This window comes from Streptomyces sp. NPDC016845, assembly GCF_044332585.1.
Lineage (GTDB): Bacteria > Actinomycetota > Actinomycetes > Streptomycetales > Streptomycetaceae > Streptomyces.
Genome location: NZ_JBIRPI010000023.1, coordinates 86556 through 105690 on the forward strand (window position 1 = coordinate 86556; position 19135 = coordinate 105690).

At 70.2% G+C, this 19135-nt stretch carries 19 protein-coding genes and 4 pseudogenes; 11 read left to right on the forward strand and 12 right to left on the reverse strand.

Features of this window, described 5'->3' with window-relative positions; all coding sequences use genetic code 11:
• The first annotated feature begins 153 nt into the window (after positions 1-153).
• A complete protein-coding gene (locus ACH4RC_RS35130) occupies positions 154-531 on the forward strand; it encodes a DUF6009 family protein (protein ID WP_398208077.1) in 378 nt (125 codons plus the stop codon).
• Positions 532-543: 12 nt separating this feature from the next.
• Here the strand turns inward: ACH4RC_RS35130 and ACH4RC_RS35135 are convergent, their stop codons facing one another.
• Genes ACH4RC_RS35135 through ACH4RC_RS35150 form a run of 4 tightly spaced genes read right to left on the reverse strand, consistent with a single transcriptional unit; the run spans position 544 to position 2608 of the window.
• Positions 544-984 carry an iron chaperone gene (locus tag ACH4RC_RS35135; protein WP_398208078.1) on the reverse strand — a complete coding sequence of 147 codons (441 nt, stop codon included), beginning with the start codon at positions 982-984 and terminating at the stop codon, positions 544-546.
• A gap of 54 nt (positions 985-1038) precedes the next feature.
• Complete coding sequence (locus ACH4RC_RS35140; RefSeq protein ID WP_398208080.1) at positions 1039-1674, reverse strand: glyoxalase; 636 nt, start codon at positions 1672-1674, stop codon at positions 1039-1041.
• A gap of 5 nt (positions 1675-1679) precedes the next feature.
• Positions 1680-2162 (reverse strand): helix-turn-helix transcriptional regulator, encoded by a 483-nt coding sequence (locus ACH4RC_RS35145; RefSeq protein WP_398208169.1) that lies wholly within the window; start codon positions 2160-2162, stop codon positions 1680-1682.
• The gene (locus tag ACH4RC_RS35150) at positions 2162-2608 is read right to left on the reverse strand and encodes a VOC family protein (protein ID WP_398208081.1); all 447 of its coding nucleotides are present in this window, start codon (positions 2606-2608) and stop codon (positions 2162-2164) included. Before ACH4RC_RS35150 ends, ACH4RC_RS35145 begins: the two co-directional genes overlap by 1 nt.
• A gap of 158 nt (positions 2609-2766) precedes the next feature.
• Between ACH4RC_RS35150 and ACH4RC_RS35155 the strand changes: the two genes are divergently transcribed.
• The 3 genes from ACH4RC_RS35155 to ACH4RC_RS35165 are packed head-to-tail and all read left to right on the forward strand — an operon-like array spanning position 2767 to position 5204.
• Positions 2767-3039: a hypothetical protein gene (locus ACH4RC_RS35155; RefSeq protein WP_398208082.1), complete on the forward strand. Its 273-nt coding sequence runs from the start codon at positions 2767-2769 to the stop codon at positions 3037-3039.
• Positions 3036-4622 carry a helix-turn-helix domain-containing protein gene (locus tag ACH4RC_RS35160; protein WP_398208084.1) on the forward strand — a complete coding sequence of 529 codons (1587 nt, stop codon included), beginning with the start codon at positions 3036-3038 and terminating at the stop codon, positions 4620-4622. Before ACH4RC_RS35155 ends, ACH4RC_RS35160 begins: the two co-directional genes overlap by 4 nt.
• Positions 4623-4628: 6 nt before the next feature.
• Complete coding sequence (locus tag ACH4RC_RS35165) at positions 4629-5204, forward strand: transcriptional regulator (RefSeq protein ID WP_398208085.1); 576 nt, start codon at positions 4629-4631, stop codon at positions 5202-5204.
• A gap of 85 nt (positions 5205-5289) precedes the next feature.
• Here ACH4RC_RS35165 and ACH4RC_RS35170 read toward each other — a convergent pair whose 3' ends face one another.
• Complete coding sequence (locus ACH4RC_RS35170) at positions 5290-6423, reverse strand: FAD-dependent oxidoreductase (protein WP_398208087.1); 1134 nt, start codon at positions 6421-6423, stop codon at positions 5290-5292.
• A gap of 53 nt (positions 6424-6476) precedes the next feature.
• Here ACH4RC_RS35170 and ACH4RC_RS35175 point away from each other — a divergent pair, with 53 nt between their 5' ends.
• Positions 6477-7163, forward strand: coding sequence for a TetR/AcrR family transcriptional regulator (locus ACH4RC_RS35175; protein WP_398208089.1), 687 nt, complete (start codon positions 6477-6479; stop codon positions 7161-7163).
• A gap of 74 nt (positions 7164-7237) precedes the next feature.
• Here the strand turns inward: ACH4RC_RS35175 and ACH4RC_RS35180 are convergent, their stop codons facing one another.
• Genes ACH4RC_RS35180 through ACH4RC_RS35190 form a run of 3 tightly spaced genes read right to left on the reverse strand, consistent with a single transcriptional unit; the run spans position 7238 to position 9711 of the window.
• Entirely contained in the window at positions 7238-8020 is a 783-nt protein-coding gene (locus ACH4RC_RS35180) for an ABC transporter permease (RefSeq protein ID WP_398208091.1), read from the reverse strand.
• Positions 8017-8994 carry an ATP-binding cassette domain-containing protein gene (locus ACH4RC_RS35185; protein WP_398208093.1) on the reverse strand — a complete coding sequence of 326 codons (978 nt, stop codon included), beginning with the start codon at positions 8992-8994 and terminating at the stop codon, positions 8017-8019. Before ACH4RC_RS35185 ends, ACH4RC_RS35180 begins: the two co-directional genes overlap by 4 nt.
• Before the next feature lie 48 nt (positions 8995-9042).
• Positions 9043-9711: a DUF4097 family beta strand repeat-containing protein gene (locus ACH4RC_RS35190; RefSeq protein WP_398208095.1), complete on the reverse strand. Its 669-nt coding sequence runs from the start codon at positions 9709-9711 to the stop codon at positions 9043-9045.
• 267 nt (positions 9712-9978) lie between these two features.
• Between ACH4RC_RS35190 and ACH4RC_RS35195 the strand changes: the two genes are divergently transcribed.
• Positions 9979-10719: a helix-turn-helix domain-containing protein gene (locus tag ACH4RC_RS35195; protein ID WP_398208097.1), complete on the forward strand. Its 741-nt coding sequence runs from the start codon at positions 9979-9981 to the stop codon at positions 10717-10719.
• Here ACH4RC_RS35195 and ACH4RC_RS35200 read toward each other — a convergent pair.
• Positions 10709-11752 (reverse strand): annotated as a pseudogene (locus ACH4RC_RS35200) (FAD-dependent oxidoreductase); the annotation flags it as partial. The gene ACH4RC_RS35195 and the pseudogene ACH4RC_RS35200 overlap by 11 nt on opposite strands.
• A gap of 1 nt (position 11753) precedes the next feature.
• Here ACH4RC_RS35200 and ACH4RC_RS35205 point away from each other — a divergent pair.
• The 5 genes and pseudogenes from ACH4RC_RS35205 to ACH4RC_RS35225 all read left to right on the forward strand — a co-directional run.
• Positions 11754-12107: pseudogene (locus tag ACH4RC_RS35205) on the forward strand (TetR/AcrR family transcriptional regulator); the annotation flags it as partial.
• Between the two features lie 218 nt (positions 12108-12325).
• The gene (gene dnaE / locus ACH4RC_RS35210) at positions 12326-15925 is read left to right on the forward strand and encodes a DNA polymerase III subunit alpha (protein ID WP_398208099.1); all 3600 of its coding nucleotides are present in this window, start codon (positions 12326-12328) and stop codon (positions 15923-15925) included.
• Positions 15907-16059 (forward strand): annotated as a pseudogene (locus tag ACH4RC_RS35215) (ImmA/IrrE family metallo-endopeptidase); the annotation flags it as partial. The gene dnaE and the pseudogene ACH4RC_RS35215, both read left to right, overlap by 19 nt.
• Before the next feature lie 87 nt (positions 16060-16146).
• Positions 16147-16468, forward strand: a pseudogene (locus ACH4RC_RS35220) (hypothetical protein).
• On the forward strand, positions 16465-16623 hold the full coding sequence (locus ACH4RC_RS35225) for a hypothetical protein (RefSeq protein ID WP_398208100.1): 159 nt from the start codon (positions 16465-16467) through the stop codon (positions 16621-16623). Before ACH4RC_RS35220 ends, ACH4RC_RS35225 begins: the two are co-directional and overlap by 4 nt.
• Here the strand turns inward: ACH4RC_RS35225 and ACH4RC_RS35230 are convergent.
• From ACH4RC_RS35230 to ACH4RC_RS35240, 3 genes are all read right to left on the reverse strand, one after another.
• The gene (locus tag ACH4RC_RS35230; RefSeq protein WP_398208102.1) at positions 16601-17182 is read right to left on the reverse strand and encodes a Uma2 family endonuclease; all 582 of its coding nucleotides are present in this window, start codon (positions 17180-17182) and stop codon (positions 16601-16603) included. The genes ACH4RC_RS35225 and ACH4RC_RS35230 overlap by 23 nt on opposite strands.
• 120 nt (positions 17183-17302) lie before the next feature.
• A complete protein-coding gene (locus ACH4RC_RS35235; RefSeq protein ID WP_398208103.1) occupies positions 17303-17710 on the reverse strand; it encodes an XRE family transcriptional regulator in 408 nt (135 codons plus the stop codon).
• A gap of 404 nt (positions 17711-18114) precedes the next feature.
• The gene (locus ACH4RC_RS35240; protein ID WP_398208104.1) at positions 18115-18807 is read right to left on the reverse strand and encodes an RES family NAD+ phosphorylase; all 693 of its coding nucleotides are present in this window, start codon (positions 18805-18807) and stop codon (positions 18115-18117) included.
• Positions 18808-19135: the final 328 nt, after the last annotated feature.

Here is a 19135-nt window from a genome sequence, read left to right on the forward strand (position 1 = left end):
GCCTGACATCGCCCTGGGCGGGTACGGGTGCTGCCCGTACCATGGCGGAGGCGACCTTAACGCGAGCCAAGCCAGGGGGAAGAGAACACATGGCGTGACCGCCACACGCGCGGACCGGTGCCCGGTCCAGGAAAATCAGGAGGGTCTGCGGTCATGAGCTCGATGCTGCAGGACAGCCAGCTCGCCGACGAAGAAGCCGTGGTGTGGCTCGAGAGCACGGAGAACCTCGACTACGTACGCCAGGCCCTCGACAAGTCGACCCGGCGCCGGGGCAAGCCCCGCTACGAGCGCGACGGCCGCATCATCGGCTACGCCAACCTGCTGCCGGGCGCCGACAAGGACCCCGACAGCGGACTGTTCGAGCGCCGCACGTTCTTCCTCCTCCCGCACGACCGCCCCAACGCCCCGACCGGCCCCTACGAGGTCGGCGCCCCCGGCGAGGCCGTCGACCCGCGCACGATCTCGCCCGGCCGGGTCGGCATGAAGACACCCCGGTCGCAGCGGGGGCAGCTCACCGCCGCCAGGTCCTAGCGGCGGGACGTTTCAGCCCGCCGCCCTGCGCACCAGCTCGCGGATGCGCTTCTCGTCGTCGGCGGACAGCTTGGTGAGGGCGAAGGCTGTGGGCCACATCGTCCCGTCGTCGAGCGCGGCCTGATCGCTGAAGCCGAGCGTGGCGTACTTCGACTTGAACTTCCCGGCGCACTGGAAGTGGCAGACGATCTTGCCGTCCCTGGCGTAGGCGGGCATCCCGTACCAGAGCTTGGGCCGGAGGCCGGGGGCGGCGGCGCGGACGATCTCGTGGATCTTCTCGGCGAGAACCCGGTCGGCGTCGTCCATCTCGGCGATCTTGGCGAGGACCTCGGGCTCGGTGTCCGCCTTGGCGCCGCCCTTGGCGCGGCGCGCGGACTTCACTTCCTTGGCACGGTCCTTCATCGCCTCGCGCTCCTCGGCGGTGAAACCTTCGTGCTTCTCGGCGGCGTCCATGGGGTTCCTCTCGTAGGTCTTGCCGGGCAGGACGGGGCGGGGTGGCGCGGGCGGTCAGGAGGACGTCGACGTGACCGACGCCGGCTCCCAGGCGAACCCGTCCGGGTCGGTGAAGGGCGCGGCGGTGGTGGAGCCGAGGACGATGCGGTGCGAGCCGCTGCCGTCGGCGTCGACGCCCACGTCCTTGGCGAGACCGCGGCGCTTGTAGAGCGCGAGCTTCACGGCGCTCCCCTCGGAGGTGAACTCGACGTACTTGCCGCCGAAGCTCTTGCCGACGCTCAGGCCCTGCTCGACGTAGAACTGCTTGCTCGCCTTGACGTCCTCGACGCCGAGCAGCAGCACGATCTGATCGAACTCCTTCCTGGCCGGTCCCGAGTCCTTCTTGGCCGTGGTCGCGGCCTTCCAGATCGTGCCGTCGGGGGCCTGGACGACGCCGCCGTAGCCCCACAGGGACTTGGCGGCGGGCTTGAGGGCCTTGGCGCCGGACTTGAGGGCCGCGCCGAGGTAGGCGTCGACGTCGGCGGGCTGGGCGACGGTCAGCGACAGGCTGAAGCCGCGGAAGCCGGTCGTGGGCGCCTCGGAGGCGCGCAGCCGCAGCCGCGGGCCGAGCCCGAAGGCGGCGGAGTAGAAGCGTTCGGCGGCCGCGGGGTCGGCCACTTCGAGGGTCACGGAGGCGAGTGAAGTCGTCATGCCGGTCACGCTAGTTGCGGCTCGGTGGCGGTGGCTTCTTCATTCCTGCTCGATACCGGCCCGCTCGGTACCGGCCCCCGTCGCGTCACCCGCCAGGGCAGCTCGCCCGGGGCGGTCGCGGCGCGCAGCAGGTACGTGTCCGGGTCCATCCCGACCAGCTCGGTGAAGCGCTCGCCGAAGACGCCCGGCGACGAGGCGCAGCCGACCGCACGGCGGACTTCGGGGACGCCGAGGTCGCCGCGGCGCAGCAGCGCCATCGCCCGCTCCGTGCGACGCACCATCAGGTACGCGTACGGGGACGCGTCGTAGGCGAGCCGGAACTGCCGGCTGAGCCGGCCCGGGGCCATGCCGGCGGCGCGCGCCAGCTCCTCGACGTTCAGCGGGCGCGCGTACTCCCGGTCGATCCGGTCGCGCACCCGGCGCAGCCGCGCGAGGTCGCGCAGGTGCTGGGCGGCGATCAGCGCGCGCCGTAACGCGGGGTGGCACATCACTTGGCTTCCCGGTCTTCCCGGGCCTGTCGGTCTTCCCGGACCTCCTGGATGCGGACCAGGTTCCCGGCGGGGTCGCGGAACGCGCAGTCCCGGACCCCGTACGGCTGGAGCGTCGGTTCCTGGACCACCTCGGCCGTGCTGGACTGCAGCTTCTCGAAGGTGGCGTCGAGGTCGCCGGTGGCCAGGAGGATCCAGCCGTAGGTGCCCTTGGCCATCATCTCGGCGATGGTGCGGCGCTCGTCCTCGCTGATCCCGTGGTCGACGGCGGGCGGCGCGAGAAGCAGGGAGATGCCGGGCTGGCCCGCGGGGCCGACGGTGATCCAGCGCATCTTGCCCTGCCCGACGTCACCGCGGACCTCGAAGCCGAGGATGTCGCGGTAGAAGGCCATGGAGGCGTCCGGGTCGTCGTGCGGGAGGACGGTGGTGTGAATTCGGAGATCCATGACGCCACGCTAGCCGCGCGTCCGGGCGATGGGCTTCTTGAATCCTGATCAGTTGAGCCGGAGGCCATGTTTCATGGACTGTCACTGAATCCGTTGTATGCAGGGATTCATACTGTCCACGAATTGACCTGCGTCGCGGGATTACCGACACTGCGTGGGTGACGGTGAAGAGGACGGACCGGGACGGCGCGAGCGGCGCCGACGAGCGTGCGCTCGCCGACGCGGTGGCCGACCTGCGCGCGGCCGAGGCCCGCGTCGCCGAGGCGCTGCGCACGTACCTGTCCCGGGACCCGGTGACCGGCCGCCCGCCCCACGGGCGCATCGGCCGTGCGGCCCAGCTCACCGGCTGGGGCGAACAGCGGGTGAAGGAGACGGTCACCCCGGCCCTCGCGGAACGCCGCCGGGCCAGGCGGAAGGCGGACGGCACGTGAGCGACTTCGACGCCATCGACTCCCTCCTCGCCTCCGTCGCCCCGGAGGTCCCGCTCCCCGCACCCGAGGTCCGCCGCGCCCTGCGCGAACAGGCCCGGCTGCCGAAGGCGCAGGTGGCCCGGGCGCTGGGGGTGAGTCCGTCGACGCTCAGCGCGTGGGAGTCGGACCGCGCGCCGTCGGGCGAGGTCCGCACGAAGTACGCGTACTTCCTGGAGGGCTTGAGCGCGAAGCTCGCCGAGCAGGAGGGACCGGCGGAGCCGGATTCGGAGCCGGAGACGGACGTTGCGCCGACGGCCCCCGCAGGCGGCGACAGTGGCGACGTCGACGGTGACGACGGTGACGACGATGACGTGGAGACCCTGGCGGTGCCCGAACCCTGCGTGCTGTGCGGGGAGTTGGCGGGCCGGCGGGTCGCCGGGTTCGCCCAGCACCTGAACCCGGCGGATTGCGGCGGGGGCGCACGGCCCGCCGCACCGGCACCGGCACCGGAGGCGTCGGCCCCCGTACCCGTACCCGTACCTGAGAAGTCGGCACTCGCGGCGCGCCCGAAAACCCGTCCGGCACCGCAGGGCCGCACCGCCCCGTCCCCGGCCCGCCGGGCCTTCCAGCCGGCCCCCGCCGAACCCTCCGGCCTCATCGCGAAGCGCGTCCGCGCCACCCTCGCCGACCACGGCGGCGACGTCGAGGCGGCCACGGCGGACCTGCTGAAGAAGGCGATCCCGGACGCGATGGCGTTGCTCGACGAGACCCGCAAGGGCGGCCGTTACGAGGTGATCGCGCACCCCTGGATGCCGGACGTCCTGAAGAAGCGGACGTCGCGCGGCGCCGACGAGATCTGGGAGGCCCGCCCCAAGTGGACGCGGCCGGAGCTGCCCCCCGGCGCCCACGAGGTCACGGCCCTGGACATCAACGGCGCCTACCTCTCGGCCCTGAAGACCCACCTCCCGCTCGGCCAGCTGGAACACTCCACCGGCTTCGACCACGACCGCCGCCGCGCCGGTGTCCACCTGATCACGCCGCCCCACTGGGACCACGAGGCCGTCCTCCCGAACCCGATCGGCCGGCGCGACGAACCGGGCCCCCTCTGGGTGACGGAACCGACCCTCCGCCTCCTCCTGCGCCTCTCGGGCCCGAAGTACGGCCTGTGCGAGCCGCCCGAGATCCACGAGTCGTACACGTCCGGCGCGACCGAGGGCCTTCTGGAGAAGTTCCGGGTGGCGCTCAAGGACGCGCGCGACACGGCGATCGAGCGGAACGACGACGTGACGCTCGAGTACGTGAAGGCCATGTACTCCAAGTTCGTCTCCACGATGGGGGAGTCGAACTACAACCGGGAGCTGTACCGCCCCGACTGGATGCACCTGATCCGCTCGCAGGCGTTCGCCAACCTCTGGATGAAGGCGCTCAAGGCCCACGAGGAGGGGCTGACGGTCGTACGTGCCATGGGCACCGACGAACTCCACGTGATCGGCGACTGGCGCCGTGTCTTTCCCGAGGGCCGGGCGGTCACGGAGGTAAAGGTGAAGGACGTGTACACGGCGGGGGCCGAGTACGACGACGACCAGGACGAGGCGGAGGCGTAGCCCGGAATGCCGCAACGCAATCTCGAATTCGGCAAGTTCGGCGCCCAGGGCCTGAAGGGTTACGAGGCAGCCGCCCGCCGGCTCGACACGCTCGCCGGGTTCATCGCCAGCCCGGTCACCACGCGCCGGGGCATGCTGGCCCGCCTGAACTACCTGACGCGCACCCCGCACGCCCGTGCCCAGGCCCGCGAGGCGGGTCTCACGGTGACGGACCGCACGCTGCGGCGCTGGTCCGAGGGGAAGGCGACCCCTTCGCGCAAGAGCCTCGCCCAACTGGACGCGGCCTACCGCCGTGTACGCCGCCGCAACGTCGCCCGCCACCTCCTCCAGCGCCTCAACCGCCAGGGCCGCGGCACCCGCGTCGAGTTCCATCCCCTCAACCAGTCCCAGGTCACCCGCCCCCTCCAGCGCGACGTCTCCTTCCGCACCCTGAACGTCCGCCGCTGGGACCGCATGGTCGAGGCCTGGGCGGCCGACGACGAGGAGGCGATGGACTCGGTCTGGTTCGACGACATCACCGCGGACCTGGGCTCGGAGTACGGCGCGTACGAGTACGTCATGAACATCGGCTTCGCCGCGTAACAGTGCGCGCGACGCGCACCGGCGCTCGACGTCGAGACATCGAGGTGAAGGGCCCTGCCGGAGCCCCGACGGAGGCTGAGGCCGGTCAGGACGGCTGGAGCCGGTCGAAGAGGGCGATGGCCTCGGCGGGGTCCGGGCTCACGAGGCGGTCGAGGCCGGCCGTCGTGAGCTTCGCCCACTTGCCGGCCCGTGCCCACATCCGTTGCTCGAAGGCGCGGACGGCCTCGCCCAATTGCCCGGGGCCGGTGGCGGCGGTGCGGGCTATGGCCTCGGCGAGTTCGGCGCCCTCCAGCATCGCGAGGTTCGCGCCCGCTCCCAGCGGGGGCATCAGGTGGGCGGCGTCGCCCAGGAGCGTCACCCCCCGAACGTGGGCCCAGGTGTGCGACACGGGCAGGACGTGGAGGGGGCGGTGTGCGAACGCGGTGCCCTGGCGGAGGAGGCCGAGGACGGGAGCGGCCCAGCCGTCGAACAGCGCCAGCAGTCTCGACCGCACGGCGTCGGCGTCGGCCAGGTCCAGCTCCGCGTGCCAGTCCAGCGGCGCGCGGAACTGGGCGTACACCTTGACGTGGCCGCCGCTGCCGCGCTGGGCGACGAGAGCCCGGTTCACGCCGTACACCGCCATGGAACCGTCGCCGACCAGCCGGGCGAGGCCGGGGTGGCGGGCGTCGACGTCGTCCAGGGAGGTCTCGACAAAGGTGACGCCGGTGTAGTGCGGCGTCACCGACGAGACCGCCGGGCGGACCCGGGACCAGGCGCCGTCCGCGCCGATCACGAGGTCGTACGTGTCCTGGCGGCCGTCCGAGAAGTGGACCCTCACGCCGTCGTCCCGGGCCCCCGGCACCACCCGCGTCACGCCCCGCCCCCACTGGATGGCGAGAGGGCCGAGCAGCAGGTCGCGGAGGTGCCCGCGGTCGATCTCGGGGTTGGCCCGGTCGTCCGGACGGGGGCGCCAGTCGCGCAGGACGGTCCCGTCCGCGTCCAGGATGCGCATGGCCTGTCCCTCGGGGCGGGACAGCGCCCGGAACTTTGCCAGCAGCCCCGCCTTGTCCAGCGCCAGCTGGCCCAGCCCTTCGTGCAGGTCCAGCGTGCCGCCCGCAGGACGTGCGTCGGGAGCGGGGTCGCGTTCGAGGACGGTGACGGGGTGGCCCAGGCGGTGCAGGACACGGGCGAGGGTGAGGCCGGCGGGGCCGCCCCCGACCACGGCGATACGAGGTCTCATGCCGATACACTGTATTGATACGATGCGTCGTATCGCAACAGTACGATGTGACCATGACTGTGTGGGACCGGCCGGAGCAGCCGACTCGCCCCGTGCCGCTCGACCGGGAGCGGATCGTCGCCGCCGCCGTCGCGCTGGCCGACGAGGGCGGCCTCGAGGCGGTGTCGCTGCGCAAGGTCGCCGCCCGGCTGAACGCCGGACCGATGCGGCTGTACGGATTCATCTCCACCAAGGAAGAACTGTTCGACCTCATGGTGGACGAGGTCCAGGCCGAGATCCTTCCCGACGGGCGGCCCGCCGGCTGGCGGGAGGCGTTGAGCGACCTCGCCCAAGGCACCAGGCGGGCCGCCCTCCGCCACGAGTGGCTGGCCGACCTGCTCGGCCTGCGCCCGGCCCTGGGGCCGAACGGCCTCGCCGTGGCCGAGGCGACGCTGGCCGCCCTCGACGGCCTCGCCGACATCGACACGGTCATGCGCGCGGTGGAGACGGTCAGCGCCTACTTCACCGGAGCGATCAGGCGTGAGATCACCAACCTGCGGGCCGAGCGGGCCACGGGCCTGTCCAAGCACGAGTGGCAGCGCGCCTCGGGCCCGTACCTGACGCGCATGCTGGCCACGGGCCGTTTCCCGGCGCTGTCGAAGGCCGTGTACGACGGCACGGACGTGGACACCGAGACCTCCTTCGCGACCGGCCTGGACTGGGTCCTCGACGCCGTGGCCGCAAGACTCGACCTGCCCTGAACCCGTACAGCAAGATCGGCCCCGCCCCAATTCAGGGGCAGGGCCGGTCTTGTCTCGCGGGCGGTCACCGCTTCCTACTTCGGGTCCTTGTCGAACTGGGCCCGGGACCAGCGGTACCCCAGGACGGTGAGCCCCACGCACCAGGCCAGCGCGATCCACCAGTTGTTGCCGATCTCCGTGCCGAGGAGGAGGCCACGGAGGGTCTCGATGGCGGGGGTGAAGGGCTGGTACTCGGCGATCGGCTGGAACCAGCCGGGCATCGAGTGCAGCGGGACGAAGGCGCTGGAGATGAGGGGGAGGAGGATCAGCGGCATCGCGTTGTTGCTGGCGGCCTCGGCGTTGGGGCTGCCGAGGCCCATGCCGACCGCGATCCAGGTGAAGGCCAGGGTGACGAGGGTGAGCAGACCGAACGCCGCGAGCCACTCCAGGACCGAGGCGTCGACCGAGCGGAAGCCCATCGCCACGCCGACCGCGCCGACGAGGACGACACTGATCACGGTCTGCAGGACGCTGCCCACGACGTGGCCGAAGAGGATCGAGCCGCGGTGGATGGCCATGGTGCGGAACCGGGCGATGATGCCCTCGCTCATGTCCGTCGACACCGAGACCGCCGTGCCGATGACGGTGGAACCGATCGTCATCAGGAGGATGCCGGGGACGATGTACGCGATGTAGGCGTCGCGGCCCGCCCCGCCGCTCATCGTGTCGCCGAAGACGTAGACGAAGAGCAGGAGCAGCATCACCGGGGTGAGCAGCAGGTTCAGGGTGAGGGAGGGGTAGCGGCGCGCGTGCAGGAGGTTGCGGCGCAGCATCGTGTTCGAGTCGCGTACGGCCAGGGACAGGGAGTTCGAGCTCATCGGACGGTCTCCTTCGGCTGGGCGGGGACAGCGGCAGCGGGGGCTTCGGGGCCGGTCAGGGCGAAGAAGACGTCGTCCAGGTCCGGGGTGTGCAGGGTCAGTTCGTCGGCCTCGACCCCGGCCGCGTCCAGGCGGTCGAGGATGGTGCGCAGTTCGCGCTGGCTGCCGTCGCTGGGGATGGACAGCGACAGCGTGTCGTCGTCGCGGAGGGTCCCGTCCAGCGCCTCGACGGCGTTCTGGTAGCCGGCCGGGTCCGAGAACCGCAGCCGGACATGGCCGCCCGGAACGATCCGCTTGAGCTGCTCCGCGGTGCCTTCGGCGGCGATCCCGCCGTTGTTCAGGACCGCGATGCGGTCGGCGAGTTCGTCGGCCTCCTCCAGGTACTGGGTGGTGAGGAAGACGGTGACGCCGCTGTCCTTGACCAGGTCGCGGATGATGCCCCACATGTTGTGGCGCGAGCGCGGGTCGAGCCCGGTGGTCGGTTCGTCGAGGAAGATGATGCGCGGGTCGCCGACCAGCGTCATCGCGATGTCGAGCCGGCGCTTCATGCCGCCGGAGTAGGTGGAGGCGGGCTTCTTCGCGGCGTCGGTGAGGTCGAAGCGCTCCAGGAGCCCGGCGGTGACCCGCCGCCCTTCGTGCTTGGGCAGGTGGTGCAGGTCCGCCATGAGGAGCATGTTCTCCTCGCCGGTGATCAGGCCGTCGACGGCGGAGAACTGTCCGGTGACGCCGATCGCCGCGCGGGCCGCCTGTGCGGAGGTGGCCAGATCGTGGCCCGCGACGTGGAGGGAGCCCGTGCCCTCGTCGGGCGTGATCAGCGTCGAGAGGATCTTTACGGCGGTGGTCTTGCCCGCCCCGTTCGGACCGAGCAGGGAGAAGACCGTGCCTTCCGGGACGCTCAGGTCGATGCCGTCGAGCACGACCTTGTCGCCGTAGGACTTGCGCAGTCCGTTCGCCACGATGGCCAAGCCGCTCATGAGGGGTGCTCCTTCGGGTGGATTCGCGGGAATTGCGGTGCGTGGTGCTCAGAGACCGGCGGCCGTGATGTCGCCCTTGGCGACCGTCGCCTTGATCGTCAGGTCGGGCGAACCGCCGTCGTTGCGCAGCGAGTTGCTGACACGGCCGTACATGGTGCCCGCGTCGAGCGAGGCGGAGACGCCGCGCCCCGCGGTCACCGCGATGTCGCCCAGTTGCGTGCTGAGGGTGAGCGCGCCGCCGGTGGCCTCGGCGATGTTCACGTTGCCCTGCTGCGTGCTGATCTCGCCGGGACCGGTCAGCCGGCCGATGGTGATGTCGGCGTCGAGACCGCGCAGGCGGGCGCCGGTGGCCTCGTCGATCTTGACCGAGCGGTGACCGCCGTCGAAGGCGACGTCCCCGAGCCGGCCGACGCCGCGGAACTCGGCGGCCGCGGCCTTCGCCTCGACGTGGGAGCCGGTCGGCACCTGGACGGTGACCTCGACCGAGCCGGAGCTGCCGAGGAGCCGGTTCCTGGCCGGTGCGGCCGCGATCCGCAGGACCCCGTCCTCGTACGCGACGGTGACCTGCTCGGCCGCCTTCACGTCGCGGCTCTTGGCGGGGTTCGCCGGCCGGACCTCGACCGTGGCGTCGGCGCGGTCGGCGGCGATGAACTGGATGCGGCCCGCGGGGATGTCGAGGACGGCGGAGACGGGGGCGGTGGTGGCGAACTTCTGCATGACGCTCTCCTTCATCTGCTTCGCGTCCCGCCGTGCGGTTCGCTGTTTCCGATGAGTGAAAAGCTACGTTGCGTTCATGGTTCTGGCAACGCAGTCGTTGCGCGTCAATCCAGTTTATGCAGCTCAGAGGCGTAAAAGTGTTGCAATGGAGGCGCGGACAACGCAACGAATCGTCGCGCTTTCGTTGCAATGAAATGAAAGAAAGGCTATGCTGGAGCCATCGAAACCGCACCTCGCACCTTCCACCCCTTCCAAGGAGAGACCGCGATGCCCGGAGGCAGGCTCACCCAGCAGGAACGCCAGCAGATCGCGCTGGGTCTTTCCGACGGCCTCGCGTACGCGGAGATCGCCCGCAGCCTGGACCGCCCGACCTCGACCATCACCCGCGAGGTCATGCGCAACGGCGGCCCCACCGCCTACCGTGCCGAGATCGCGCACCGCGCCACCGAGCACCGCGCCCACCGCCGCAGGCAGCCGGCCGCGCCCCGGAACGCGCAAGCGGCGCCGCAGCCCTATGGGCGCGACGCCGAGGCGGTGCGGGAGTACGAGGAGGTGTTCACCACCGGCATGATGGCGTCGGGCGCGCCGAAGATGGTGTCCCGGTTGCTCGCCTGCCTCTACATCACGGACGACGGCAGCCTCACCGCGTCGGAACTCGTGCAGCACCTCCAGGTCAGCCCGGCGACGGTCTCGAAGTCGATCGCGTTCCTGGAGAGCCAGGGCCTGGTGCGCAGGGAGCGCGACGAACGCCGCCGCGAGCGGTACATCGTCGACAACGACGTCATGTACCAGTCGATGGTGGCCAGCGCCCGGTCCACCGCCCAACTCGCCGCCACCGCACGGCAGGGCGTGGTCCCACTCGGCTCCGAGACCCCTGCGGGCGTCCGCCTGGAGAACATGGCGCGCTTCCTCGACTTCGTCTCCGAGAGTCTTCTGCGCGCCGCCGATCAGGCCCGCGACATCCTCCACTCGCAGCCCGCCGCACCGTCCGAGGCGCCTACTCCGTAGGCGTGGACCCGGTGAACATGGTGAGCAGCCCCTGCGGCGCGTCCTCGCCGAACATGAACGCGAACAGCTCCTCCCCGTCGGCGGCCGCCCGCGCGCCGCGGGCGAACATGGCCTGCTCGTAAGCGTCGAGCGCCGCCTCGATGGAGATGCGGCCCTCGACGCTCGCGGCGATCGCCCTGCCCAGCTCCGCCCCGTCGTACATGGCGAGGTTGGCTCCCTCGCCGTTCGGCGCCGACAGGTGGGCGGCGTCGCCGAGCAGGGTCACGCCGGGGACGCGGTCCCAGCGGTGGCCGGCGGGCAGGGCGTTGAGGGTGCGCAGGACCGGCGCGGTCTCCCCGTCGGTGATGAGCGCGGTCAGCTCCGGCGCCCAGCCGTCGAACTCCTCGGCGATCCGTGCGGCGGCCGCGGCCTGGTCGGTGAAGTCGACGGCGGCGAACCACTCCCGCTCCTTGGTCAGCGCCACATACGTGTGCAGGGTCCCGCCGCTCTCCCGGTGCGCCTGGATCCCCTTGCCGGGCGCCAGTGCGAACATGGCGCCGCCGCCGACCGCCTTCGCTGCCGCCGGGTGCCGGACGTCGGCGTCGTACAGGTACGTCTCGACGAACGACTTGCCGATGTACGCGGGTGTCGCGTCGCTGAGCAGCGGCCGTACGCGGGACCAGGCGCCGTCCGCGCCGACGAGCAGACCGGTGACGACGCTGCCGCCGTCGGCGAACGTCACCTCATGGCGCCCCTCGGCAAGGGCTCGTACGCCGCTGACCTTGTGGCCCCACCGGACGGTGCCTGCCGGGAGCGACTCGAGCAGGATCCGGCGCAGTTCGCCGCGCTGCACTTCGGGGCGGCCCCGTTCGCTGTCGTCGTCGAAGAGGACCGAGCCGTCCGGGGCGAGGACGCGGGTCGCCTCGCGCCCCTCCAGGACGAGGGAGCGGAACGCGTCCGTGAGGCCGGCTGCGGCGAGCGCGGGCTGACCGGTGTCGTCGTGGATGTCGAGCATGCCGCCTTGCGATCGCGCGGTGGCGGAGGCCTCGCCCTTCTACGAGGCCATCGGCCGCCAGGTGCGGGCGCTCGGCGTGCCGGAAGCGGGCTGGTTCACGGCGGCCTCGGCGCTGGTGCACCACATCCTCGGCGCGGCCGGGCAGAACGCCGCCAACGCGGAGGCCGGGCGTGCCCTCGGCCCGGACGCCGACCGCGACGAATACCTCGACTCCGTGTCGCGATCATGGCTGGAACTCGACCCCGAGGAGTACCCGTTCGCGCGGGCGGTCGCCGCCCAGCTGCCCGGCCACGACGACCGCGGGCAGTTCCTCGCGGGCGTCGACCTCGTCCTCACCGGCATCAGGGCCTCGCTCGCCGCATCGTCCGCCCGGTCCGCTGTGCCGCCCCACTGAAGATCACCCGCGACACGCGACACGGCGCCACGCCGAGGAGTCGTACGACTTCCCGGAGTGAGACCGGGAGGTCATCCACGGCGCGTCGCGAGAGTGCGGACGAGGGCTCGGAACAGCACCTGAAACGACCACCTCCCCGGGGTTAGGGTGCTGCCTCCAGCCCGGCTCGCAGCCGGGCTCCCGCCGCCCGCCCGCGACCCCTCGGAGGTGCCCTCCCGGTGCCGGATTCCTTCGTTCACCTGCACAATCACACCGAATATTCGATGCTCGACGGTGCGCAGAAACTGCAGCCGATGTTCCGGGAAGTGGACCGGCAGGCCATGCCGGCCGTCGCGATGAGCGACCACGGCAACATGTTCGGTGCGTACGAGTTCCACACGGTGAGCAAGGGGTTCGACGGCGTCAAGCCGATCATCGGGATCGAGGCGTACGTCGCCCCGTCCTCGCGCCGCAACCGCAAGCAGGAGTTCTGGGGCCCCGGCGGCCAGCGGGCCATGTCGGACGACGGAGAGGGCTCCAAGGACGTATCGGGCGGCGGCCGCTTCACGCACATGACGATGTGGGCGGAGAACGTCGAAGGGCTCAAGAACCTCTTCTACCTGTCCACGGAAGCGAGCTATTCCGGCCAGTTCCCGGCGGGCAAGCCGCGGATGGACATGGAGCTGATCAGCGAGCACGCCGGGGGCATCATCGCGACGACCGGCTGCCCGTCGGGCGCGGTCCAGACCCGGCTCCGCCTCAACCAGTACGACGAGGCGCGCGAGGTCGCCGCCGCCTACCAGGACATCTTCGGCAAGGAGTCCTACTTCCTGGAGCTGATGGATCACGGCCTGTCCATCGAGCGCGACGTCCGCGAGGGCCTGCTCCGCCTCGCGGAAGACCTCAGCATCCCCCTCCTTGCGACCAACGACGCCCACTACGTCCACCAGGACCAGTCCGACGCGCACGACAACCTGCTCTGCATCGGCGTGGGCAAGAACAAGGCGGACGAGAAGCGCTTCCGCTTCAACGGCGACGGCTACTACCTCAAGACCGCCGCCGAGATGCGCGAACTCTTCTCCGAGCTCCCCGAGGCCTGCGACAACACGCTCCTGATCGCCGAGCGCGTCGGCTCGTACGACAGCGTCTTCGAGAACGTCGACGAGATGCCGCAGTACCCGGACGTGCCGGAAGGGGAGACGCAGGAGTCCTGGCTGCGCAAGGAGTGCCTGGAAGGGCTCACCATGCGCTACGGCTCGCCGCTCCCGGCCGAGGTCGTGGAGCGGTTCGAGACCGAGATGACGGTCATCGGCCCGATGGGCTTCTCCTCGTACTTCCTCGTCGTCGCCGACATCTGCCGCCACGCCCGTGACAGCGGCATCCCGGTCGGTCCGGGCCGTGGCTCGGCGACCGGCTCGATCGTCGCGTACGCGACCCGGATCACCGAGCTGTGCCCCCTCGAACACGGCCTGCTCTTCGAGCGGTTCCTCAACCCCGAGCGCATCAACCCCCCGGACGTCGACCTCGACTTCGACGACCGCCGGCGCGACGCCATGGTCCGCTACGTCACCGAGAAGTACGGCGACGAGTACACCGCGATGGTCAACACGTTCGGCAAGATCAAGGCCAAGAACGCGATCAAGGACAGCTCCCGCATCCTCGGTTACCCCTTCCAGCACGGCGAGCGCATCACCAAGGCGCTGCCGCCGGACATCATGGGCAAGTCGATCCCGCTCGACGGCATCTTCGACTCCGCGCACCCTCGCTACGGCGAGGCGGGCGAGATCCGGCAGATGTACGAGAACGAGCCGGACGTCAGGAAGGTCATCGAGACCGCGAAGGGCGTGGAGGGCCTGACGCGCGGTACGGGTGTCCACGCGGCAGCGGTGATCCTCTCCAAGACGAGACTGACCGACCGCATCCCGCTGCACATGCGCGCCAAGGACGGCGTCAAGATCACCGGCTTCGACTACCCCAGTTGCGAGAACATGGGGCTGGTCAAGATGGACTTCCTGGGCCTGCGCAACCTGGGCGTCATCGACCACGCGCTCAAGAACATCCGCGAGAACAGGGGCGTAAGCCTGGCCACCGTCGATCCCGGCAACGGCGACGACAGCATCACGGTCATCCCGCTCGACGACGTGAAGACCTTCGAACTCCTCGGCCGGGGCGACACGTTCGGCGTCTTCCAGCTGGACGGCGGCGGCATGCGCGCCCTCCTCAAACTGATGGAGCCGTCCCGCTTCGAGGACATCGCGGCGGCCCTGGCCCTGTACCGCCCCGGCCCGATGGCAGCGAACGCGCACACCAACTACGCCCTGCGCCAGAACGGGAAGCAGAATCCGGACCCGATCCATCCAGAACTGAAGGAAGTCCTGGACCCGATCCTCGGCTCCACCCACCACCTGCTCATCTTCCAGGAGCAGATCATGGCCATCGCCCGGACGCTGGCCGGCTACACCCTCGGCGGCGCCGACATGCTGCGCCGCGCGATGGGCAAGAAGAAGCCCGAGGTGCTGGCCGCCGAGTGGGAGAAGTTCCACGACGGCATGGAGACCAACGGCTACTCGGAGGAGGCCATCAAGGCCATCTGGGATGTCATGCTCCCGTTCTCCGGCTACGCCTTCAACAAGTCCCACACCGCCGGATACGGCCTGGTCTCGTACTGGACCGCCTACCTCAAGGCCAACTACCCGGCCGAGTACATGGCGGCGCTGCTCACCTCCGTCGGCGACGACAAGGACAAGGCGGGCATCTACCTCGCCGACGCCCGCAAGCTGGGCGTGACCGTCCTGCCGCCGGACGTGAACGAGTCCCTCGCCGAGTTCGCAGCCGTCGGCGACGACGTCCGCTTCGGCCTGCTGTCGGTGCGCAACGTGGGCGACAACGTCATCGAGTCGATCATCACGGCCCGTGGATCGGCGGGTAAGTACACGTCCTTCACCGACTTCCTCGACAAGGTGGACCTGCCCGCGCTGAACAAGCGGGCGGTCGAGTCGTTGATCAAATCCGGCGCCTTCGACTCCCTGGGCCACACCCGCAAGGGCCTGTCCGCCGCGCACGAGAGCGCGATCGACGCCGTGGTCCCACTGAAGAAGGCGGCGGCGTACGGCCAGGACGACCTCTTCGCGGGCATGGGCGGCGACGGCGGGCCCGACTCCGGCGGCTTCAGCCTGGACGTCCCGATCAGCGACGACGAATGGCCGCGCAAGCAACTCCTGGCCACTGAACGCGAAATGCTGGGCATGTACGTCTCCGCCCACCCCCTGGACGGCACGGAACACATCCTCTCCGCCAACCGCGACACCACCATCGTCGACCTGCTCTCCTCGGGCCGCACCGAGGGCGTCGTCCGCCTCTCCGGCCTGATCACCAGCGTCCAGCCGAAGATGACCAAGCAGGGCAACGCCTGGGCCATCGTCAACCTCGCCGACCGCGACGGCACCACCGAGGTCCTCTTCTTCCCCGCCACCTACCAGCTCGTCGCCGCCGCCCTCGTCGAGGACAGCGTCATCTCCGTCCAGGGCCGCATCAACGACCGTGACGGCGCGATCAGCATCTTCGGCCAGGAACTCCAGGTCCTCGACGTCACCTCCGCGGAGCGCGAGGGCGCGGCCCCGGTCCGCCTCCACGTGCCCTACCACCGCATCAACGAACAGTTCATCGGCGAACTCCGCCGCATCATGGGCGACCACCCGGGCCAGAACCCGGTGCACGTGTCAGTACGGGGCCCACTCAAGACGACCGTCTACGAGCTGCCCGCGATGGTGAACGCGGCGACGATCGCCTCCGACATCAAGGGGACGTTCGGGGCGGAGGCTTGGGTGGGGGTGGCGTAGGAGGGCGCAGCCGGCTGCGGGTCGATGCATTCGCGGTATGGCGTGACGGTGTTCCGTTCGTGTTTCTGAACACCTTCAAGTCGGCTGAGCGAGGTCGATTTGACGCGGCGCACGAGCTGGGTCATCTCGTCATGCATGGCTCCGAGCATGCCTGCTCAGGGCCTGAGGCGAACGCCATGCCGTCAGGCGCACCCGTCGATCGACACGAAGGCGCCACCTCGATGACGAGTCTGCGGACACCAGCCGAAGCCCTCTCAATCGGCCGCCCTACGTACAGCCAGACCTTTCCATGTGAGCCGTTCGCGGCAGAGCTCGGCCGCGATGTGGTCCGGGATCTCCTCGGTGTGTGGCACCTCGACGGCCTGGCCGATCGGGCCGCGCTGATCGTGACGGAGCTGATCGCGAACGCCATCTGGGCGCGGGCTGCTTCTGATCGACGCTGTTGCCGATCGGTGGGGCTACGACGCCAGCAGATGGCCATGGATTGCGGCCTCTGCGCCCGGCCTCTCGGAGCGAACTACCTGCGCTTCTTCGAGGACATGACGCAGAGCCGGATAGGGGGGCGGGTCGGTCTCTCCCGGATGCACGTCTCCCGGGTCATCAGCCAGTGCCGCTCCGAAGTCCGGGAACGCGCTGACCGCACGCCTCGTGCGCACGCGGCGGCCCGTGTCCCGGTCAGGGTTGCGGGTAGCGCTTGAGGACGGACGTGTCGAGCGTGAAAGAACGGCCGAGGTCGACGTGGTCCCCGAAGGAGTGCTCCGTGTGGTTGGCGTAGACGGCGCCGGCGCCGTGCCCCTTGATGTTCCAGTGGTGATGCACGGTTCCGTCGCGGGGATCGACGATCAGGTAGCTCTCGATGCCCATGGCGGGGTAGTCGCGGAGCTTGCCGACATAGTCGTTGTCCGGGTTGGAAGGAGAGACCACCTCGACGGCCAGGAGCGCGCCCTGCGGGTCGGGCCGGTCCATGGTCTCCAGAGCGTCCTCGGCGATGACGATGATGTCCGGCGTGCGGCGTACGCCGATGCCGGGATTCTCGACTTCGATGCCAAGGCCGACGACGTGATCCGGGGTATGTGCGGCGACCTGCGGGTCGAGCTGCTGACGGATCCGAGTCGCGGTCAGGCCGTGCATCCCGGACGGGCTCATCATCATGACCACCTGGCCGCGGGAGATCTCGGCCGCGCTGAAGCCCGCGTCGCGCGTGTTGAGGAGGTCCGCGTGGTCGCTGAGCTGCTGGAAGATCGTCGCCTCGGTCATGCCCTCAATGGTATGGGGAGTCGTCCCGTCGGCCGCGGCACTGCGCCGAGGTCCGGGAACGCGCTGACCGCACGCCCGTGAGCAGGCGTGCGGTCAATGGAGCGTGAAATGGAGCGCTGTTCAGGCGGCGCTCTCCGTCGCCTCGACATAGGCGCGGGCCGCGACCATCACGTCACGCGCGCGGTCGTCGGCGATACACATGGCCGGGGCCATGTCCTCCAGCTGCGGGTTCATGCCGATCATCCAGGCACGCGCGGTATAGACGGACTCCGCGCCCTGGATCAGGTGGAAGATCTGGATGGCGTCGATCAGGCGGGCCTCGGCCTCCGGCCGCGGCCTGCTGGTGCCGGCGGCCCACCGGCCCACCTGCTTGGCATCGCTGATCCCGGCCATCCGCGCGGTGAGGCGCTGACCGAGGTTCTCCTGGAGGAATCGCGCTATGTCGGCGATCGGGGTGCTCACGGCGGCGCTGTGCGCCTGAAGGGCCGCGGAAGCGCTCCGGGGCGGCTTGGCCTTGGTCGCGGACATAGGGGTCTCCCTCGTGCAAGGTAAGAAGGGCTGGGTGGGCACGGTGGCCGCCCCCTGTGATCGCGGCAGCGTACGCCGCACGGCCTGCTTCATGGTGCCCTTGCCCTCCCTCTTCAAGATCTGTATGGCTCGTCAGTGAGCCAGTAACCAAAAGGGTACCCACAGGGGTAGGTCAACTCCACCTGTCGGCGTCCACTTTGAGGAAACGTCATATGCCCCGAACGGCGCCGGAAGCCGCCGCTCCACCGGCTCTCACCTGCGGATTCTCTGCCACAGGAGAGGTTTCCGGCCATGGTCCCCGGTGTGGACTTTGGCTGTTTTACGTCGGACAGTAGACCCCTTTGCGGGTGGGGTTCCGGTGTGTTCGTGGTGGGTTCGCGGTGGGTTCCCGGGGGTGTCCGAGGTCAGAACATCTGCAGGCCGTACTCCCGGGCCACCATCGCGAGGGGCACCGACTCCGGGAAGACGTACGTCGACTCCAGGCGCTCGACCGTCGTGTTGTCGAAGACCGCCCAGCACTGGCGCATCCCGAACCGGGACCGGTACGCGATGCCGTGGATGCTCGGCGTGCCCTGCGGGGTGCGCTGGGCGTGGGCCCAGCGGGCGATGGCGCGGGTCAGGCGGCGGTGGAAGCCGTGCGTGTGTTCGCGGGTGAGTTCGGGGCGGGTGACGCCCAGTTCCTGGAGCCGGGGTGCGAGGAGCGCGGTGAGCGCCTTGAGGGTGGTGTCGTCGTCGACGTCGAGGAAGCGGCTGTCCTTGGCGGGTTCTAATCGCAGCAGGGTGTGCTTGGCGCTCCAGTCGCGCACCATCTTCCCCGGGCCGACGAAGTACGGCTCGTGCCAGTCGTGGTCGACGAGTTCGCGCATGTCGGGGTGGACGCGGAACGGGGCGAGCGCCTCGGCGAAGCAGCCGTCCTGCTGGGAGGCGCAGTAGAGGGTGCCGTAGGTGCTGGAGCTCCAGGCGTTGCCCGCGGTGCTGGTCTCGTCCGCGGTGGCGAGCATGTCGTAGCTGAGCGGGTCGGAGGTTTTGCCCAGTCGCCATACGCCGTCGGCGGGGGCCGGTATCAGTCTGACGTCGGCTGCGGGACTGGGGGTCATGGTTCTCGGCTCCGGTCGTCGTCCGTCCAGGCCGTCTGAACGGGGCGGCCCGCCGGCGCCTGCCGACGGGCTCGGGTGGTTCGCTGGGCCGATTGCCCTGACCAAAGACCCTGGCCAGGGACCGGGCGGCAGCCAATTGATCAATTGTGCTCGGCCGGGCGGCCGGGACGCGAGTCACTTGCCGGACATCCCGGGGGCGCACGAAGCATTCCGGGGGGCGCATAGGCCGAAAGCATGTGTCGCCCCCGCTCGCACGTGTAGCCCCCGGTCGCACGTGTAGCCCCCGGTCGCGCGTGTCGCCCCCGGCCGCATGTGCAGCCGCTCGGCA

What these genes read in the sequence shown, in the direction of transcription:
- ACH4RC_RS35130 (WP_398208077.1), top strand. Translation starts at nt 154, where the DNA reads ATGAGCTCGATGCTGCAGGACAGCCAGCTCGCCGACGAAGAAGCCGTG.
- ACH4RC_RS35135 (WP_398208078.1), bottom strand. Translation starts at nt 984, where the DNA reads ATGGACGCCGCCGAGAAGCACGAAGGTTTCACCGCCGAGGAGCGCGAG.
- ACH4RC_RS35140 (WP_398208080.1), bottom strand. Translation starts at nt 1,674, where the DNA reads ATGACGACTTCACTCGCCTCCGTGACCCTCGAAGTGGCCGACCCCGCG.
- ACH4RC_RS35145 (WP_398208169.1), bottom strand. Translation starts at nt 2,162, where the DNA reads ATGTGCCACCCCGCGTTACGGCGCGCGCTGATCGCCGCCCAGCACCTG.
- ACH4RC_RS35150 (WP_398208081.1), bottom strand. Translation starts at nt 2,608, where the DNA reads ATGGATCTCCGAATTCACACCACCGTCCTCCCGCACGACGACCCGGAC.
- ACH4RC_RS35165 (WP_398208085.1), top strand. Translation starts at nt 4,629, where the DNA reads ATGCCGCAACGCAATCTCGAATTCGGCAAGTTCGGCGCCCAGGGCCTG.
- ACH4RC_RS35170 (WP_398208087.1), bottom strand. Translation starts at nt 6,423, where the DNA reads ATGAGACCTCGTATCGCCGTGGTCGGGGGCGGCCCCGCCGGCCTCACC.
- ACH4RC_RS35175 (WP_398208089.1), top strand. Translation starts at nt 6,477, where the DNA reads ATGACTGTGTGGGACCGGCCGGAGCAGCCGACTCGCCCCGTGCCGCTC.
- ACH4RC_RS35180 (WP_398208091.1), bottom strand. Translation starts at nt 8,020, where the DNA reads ATGAGCTCGAACTCCCTGTCCCTGGCCGTACGCGACTCGAACACGATG.
- ACH4RC_RS35185 (WP_398208093.1), bottom strand. Translation starts at nt 8,994, where the DNA reads ATGAGCGGCTTGGCCATCGTGGCGAACGGACTGCGCAAGTCCTACGGC.
- ACH4RC_RS35190 (WP_398208095.1), bottom strand. Translation starts at nt 9,711, where the DNA reads ATGCAGAAGTTCGCCACCACCGCCCCCGTCTCCGCCGTCCTCGACATC.
- ACH4RC_RS35195 (WP_398208097.1), top strand. Translation starts at nt 9,979, where the DNA reads ATGCCCGGAGGCAGGCTCACCCAGCAGGAACGCCAGCAGATCGCGCTG.
- ACH4RC_RS35225 (WP_398208100.1), top strand. Translation starts at nt 16,465, where the DNA reads ATGACGCAGAGCCGGATAGGGGGGCGGGTCGGTCTCTCCCGGATGCAC.
- ACH4RC_RS35230 (WP_398208102.1), bottom strand. Translation starts at nt 17,182, where the DNA reads ATGACCGAGGCGACGATCTTCCAGCAGCTCAGCGACCACGCGGACCTC.
- ACH4RC_RS35235 (WP_398208103.1), bottom strand. Translation starts at nt 17,710, where the DNA reads ATGTCCGCGACCAAGGCCAAGCCGCCCCGGAGCGCTTCCGCGGCCCTT.
- ACH4RC_RS35240 (WP_398208104.1), bottom strand. Translation starts at nt 18,807, where the DNA reads ATGACCCCCAGTCCCGCAGCCGACGTCAGACTGATACCGGCCCCCGCC.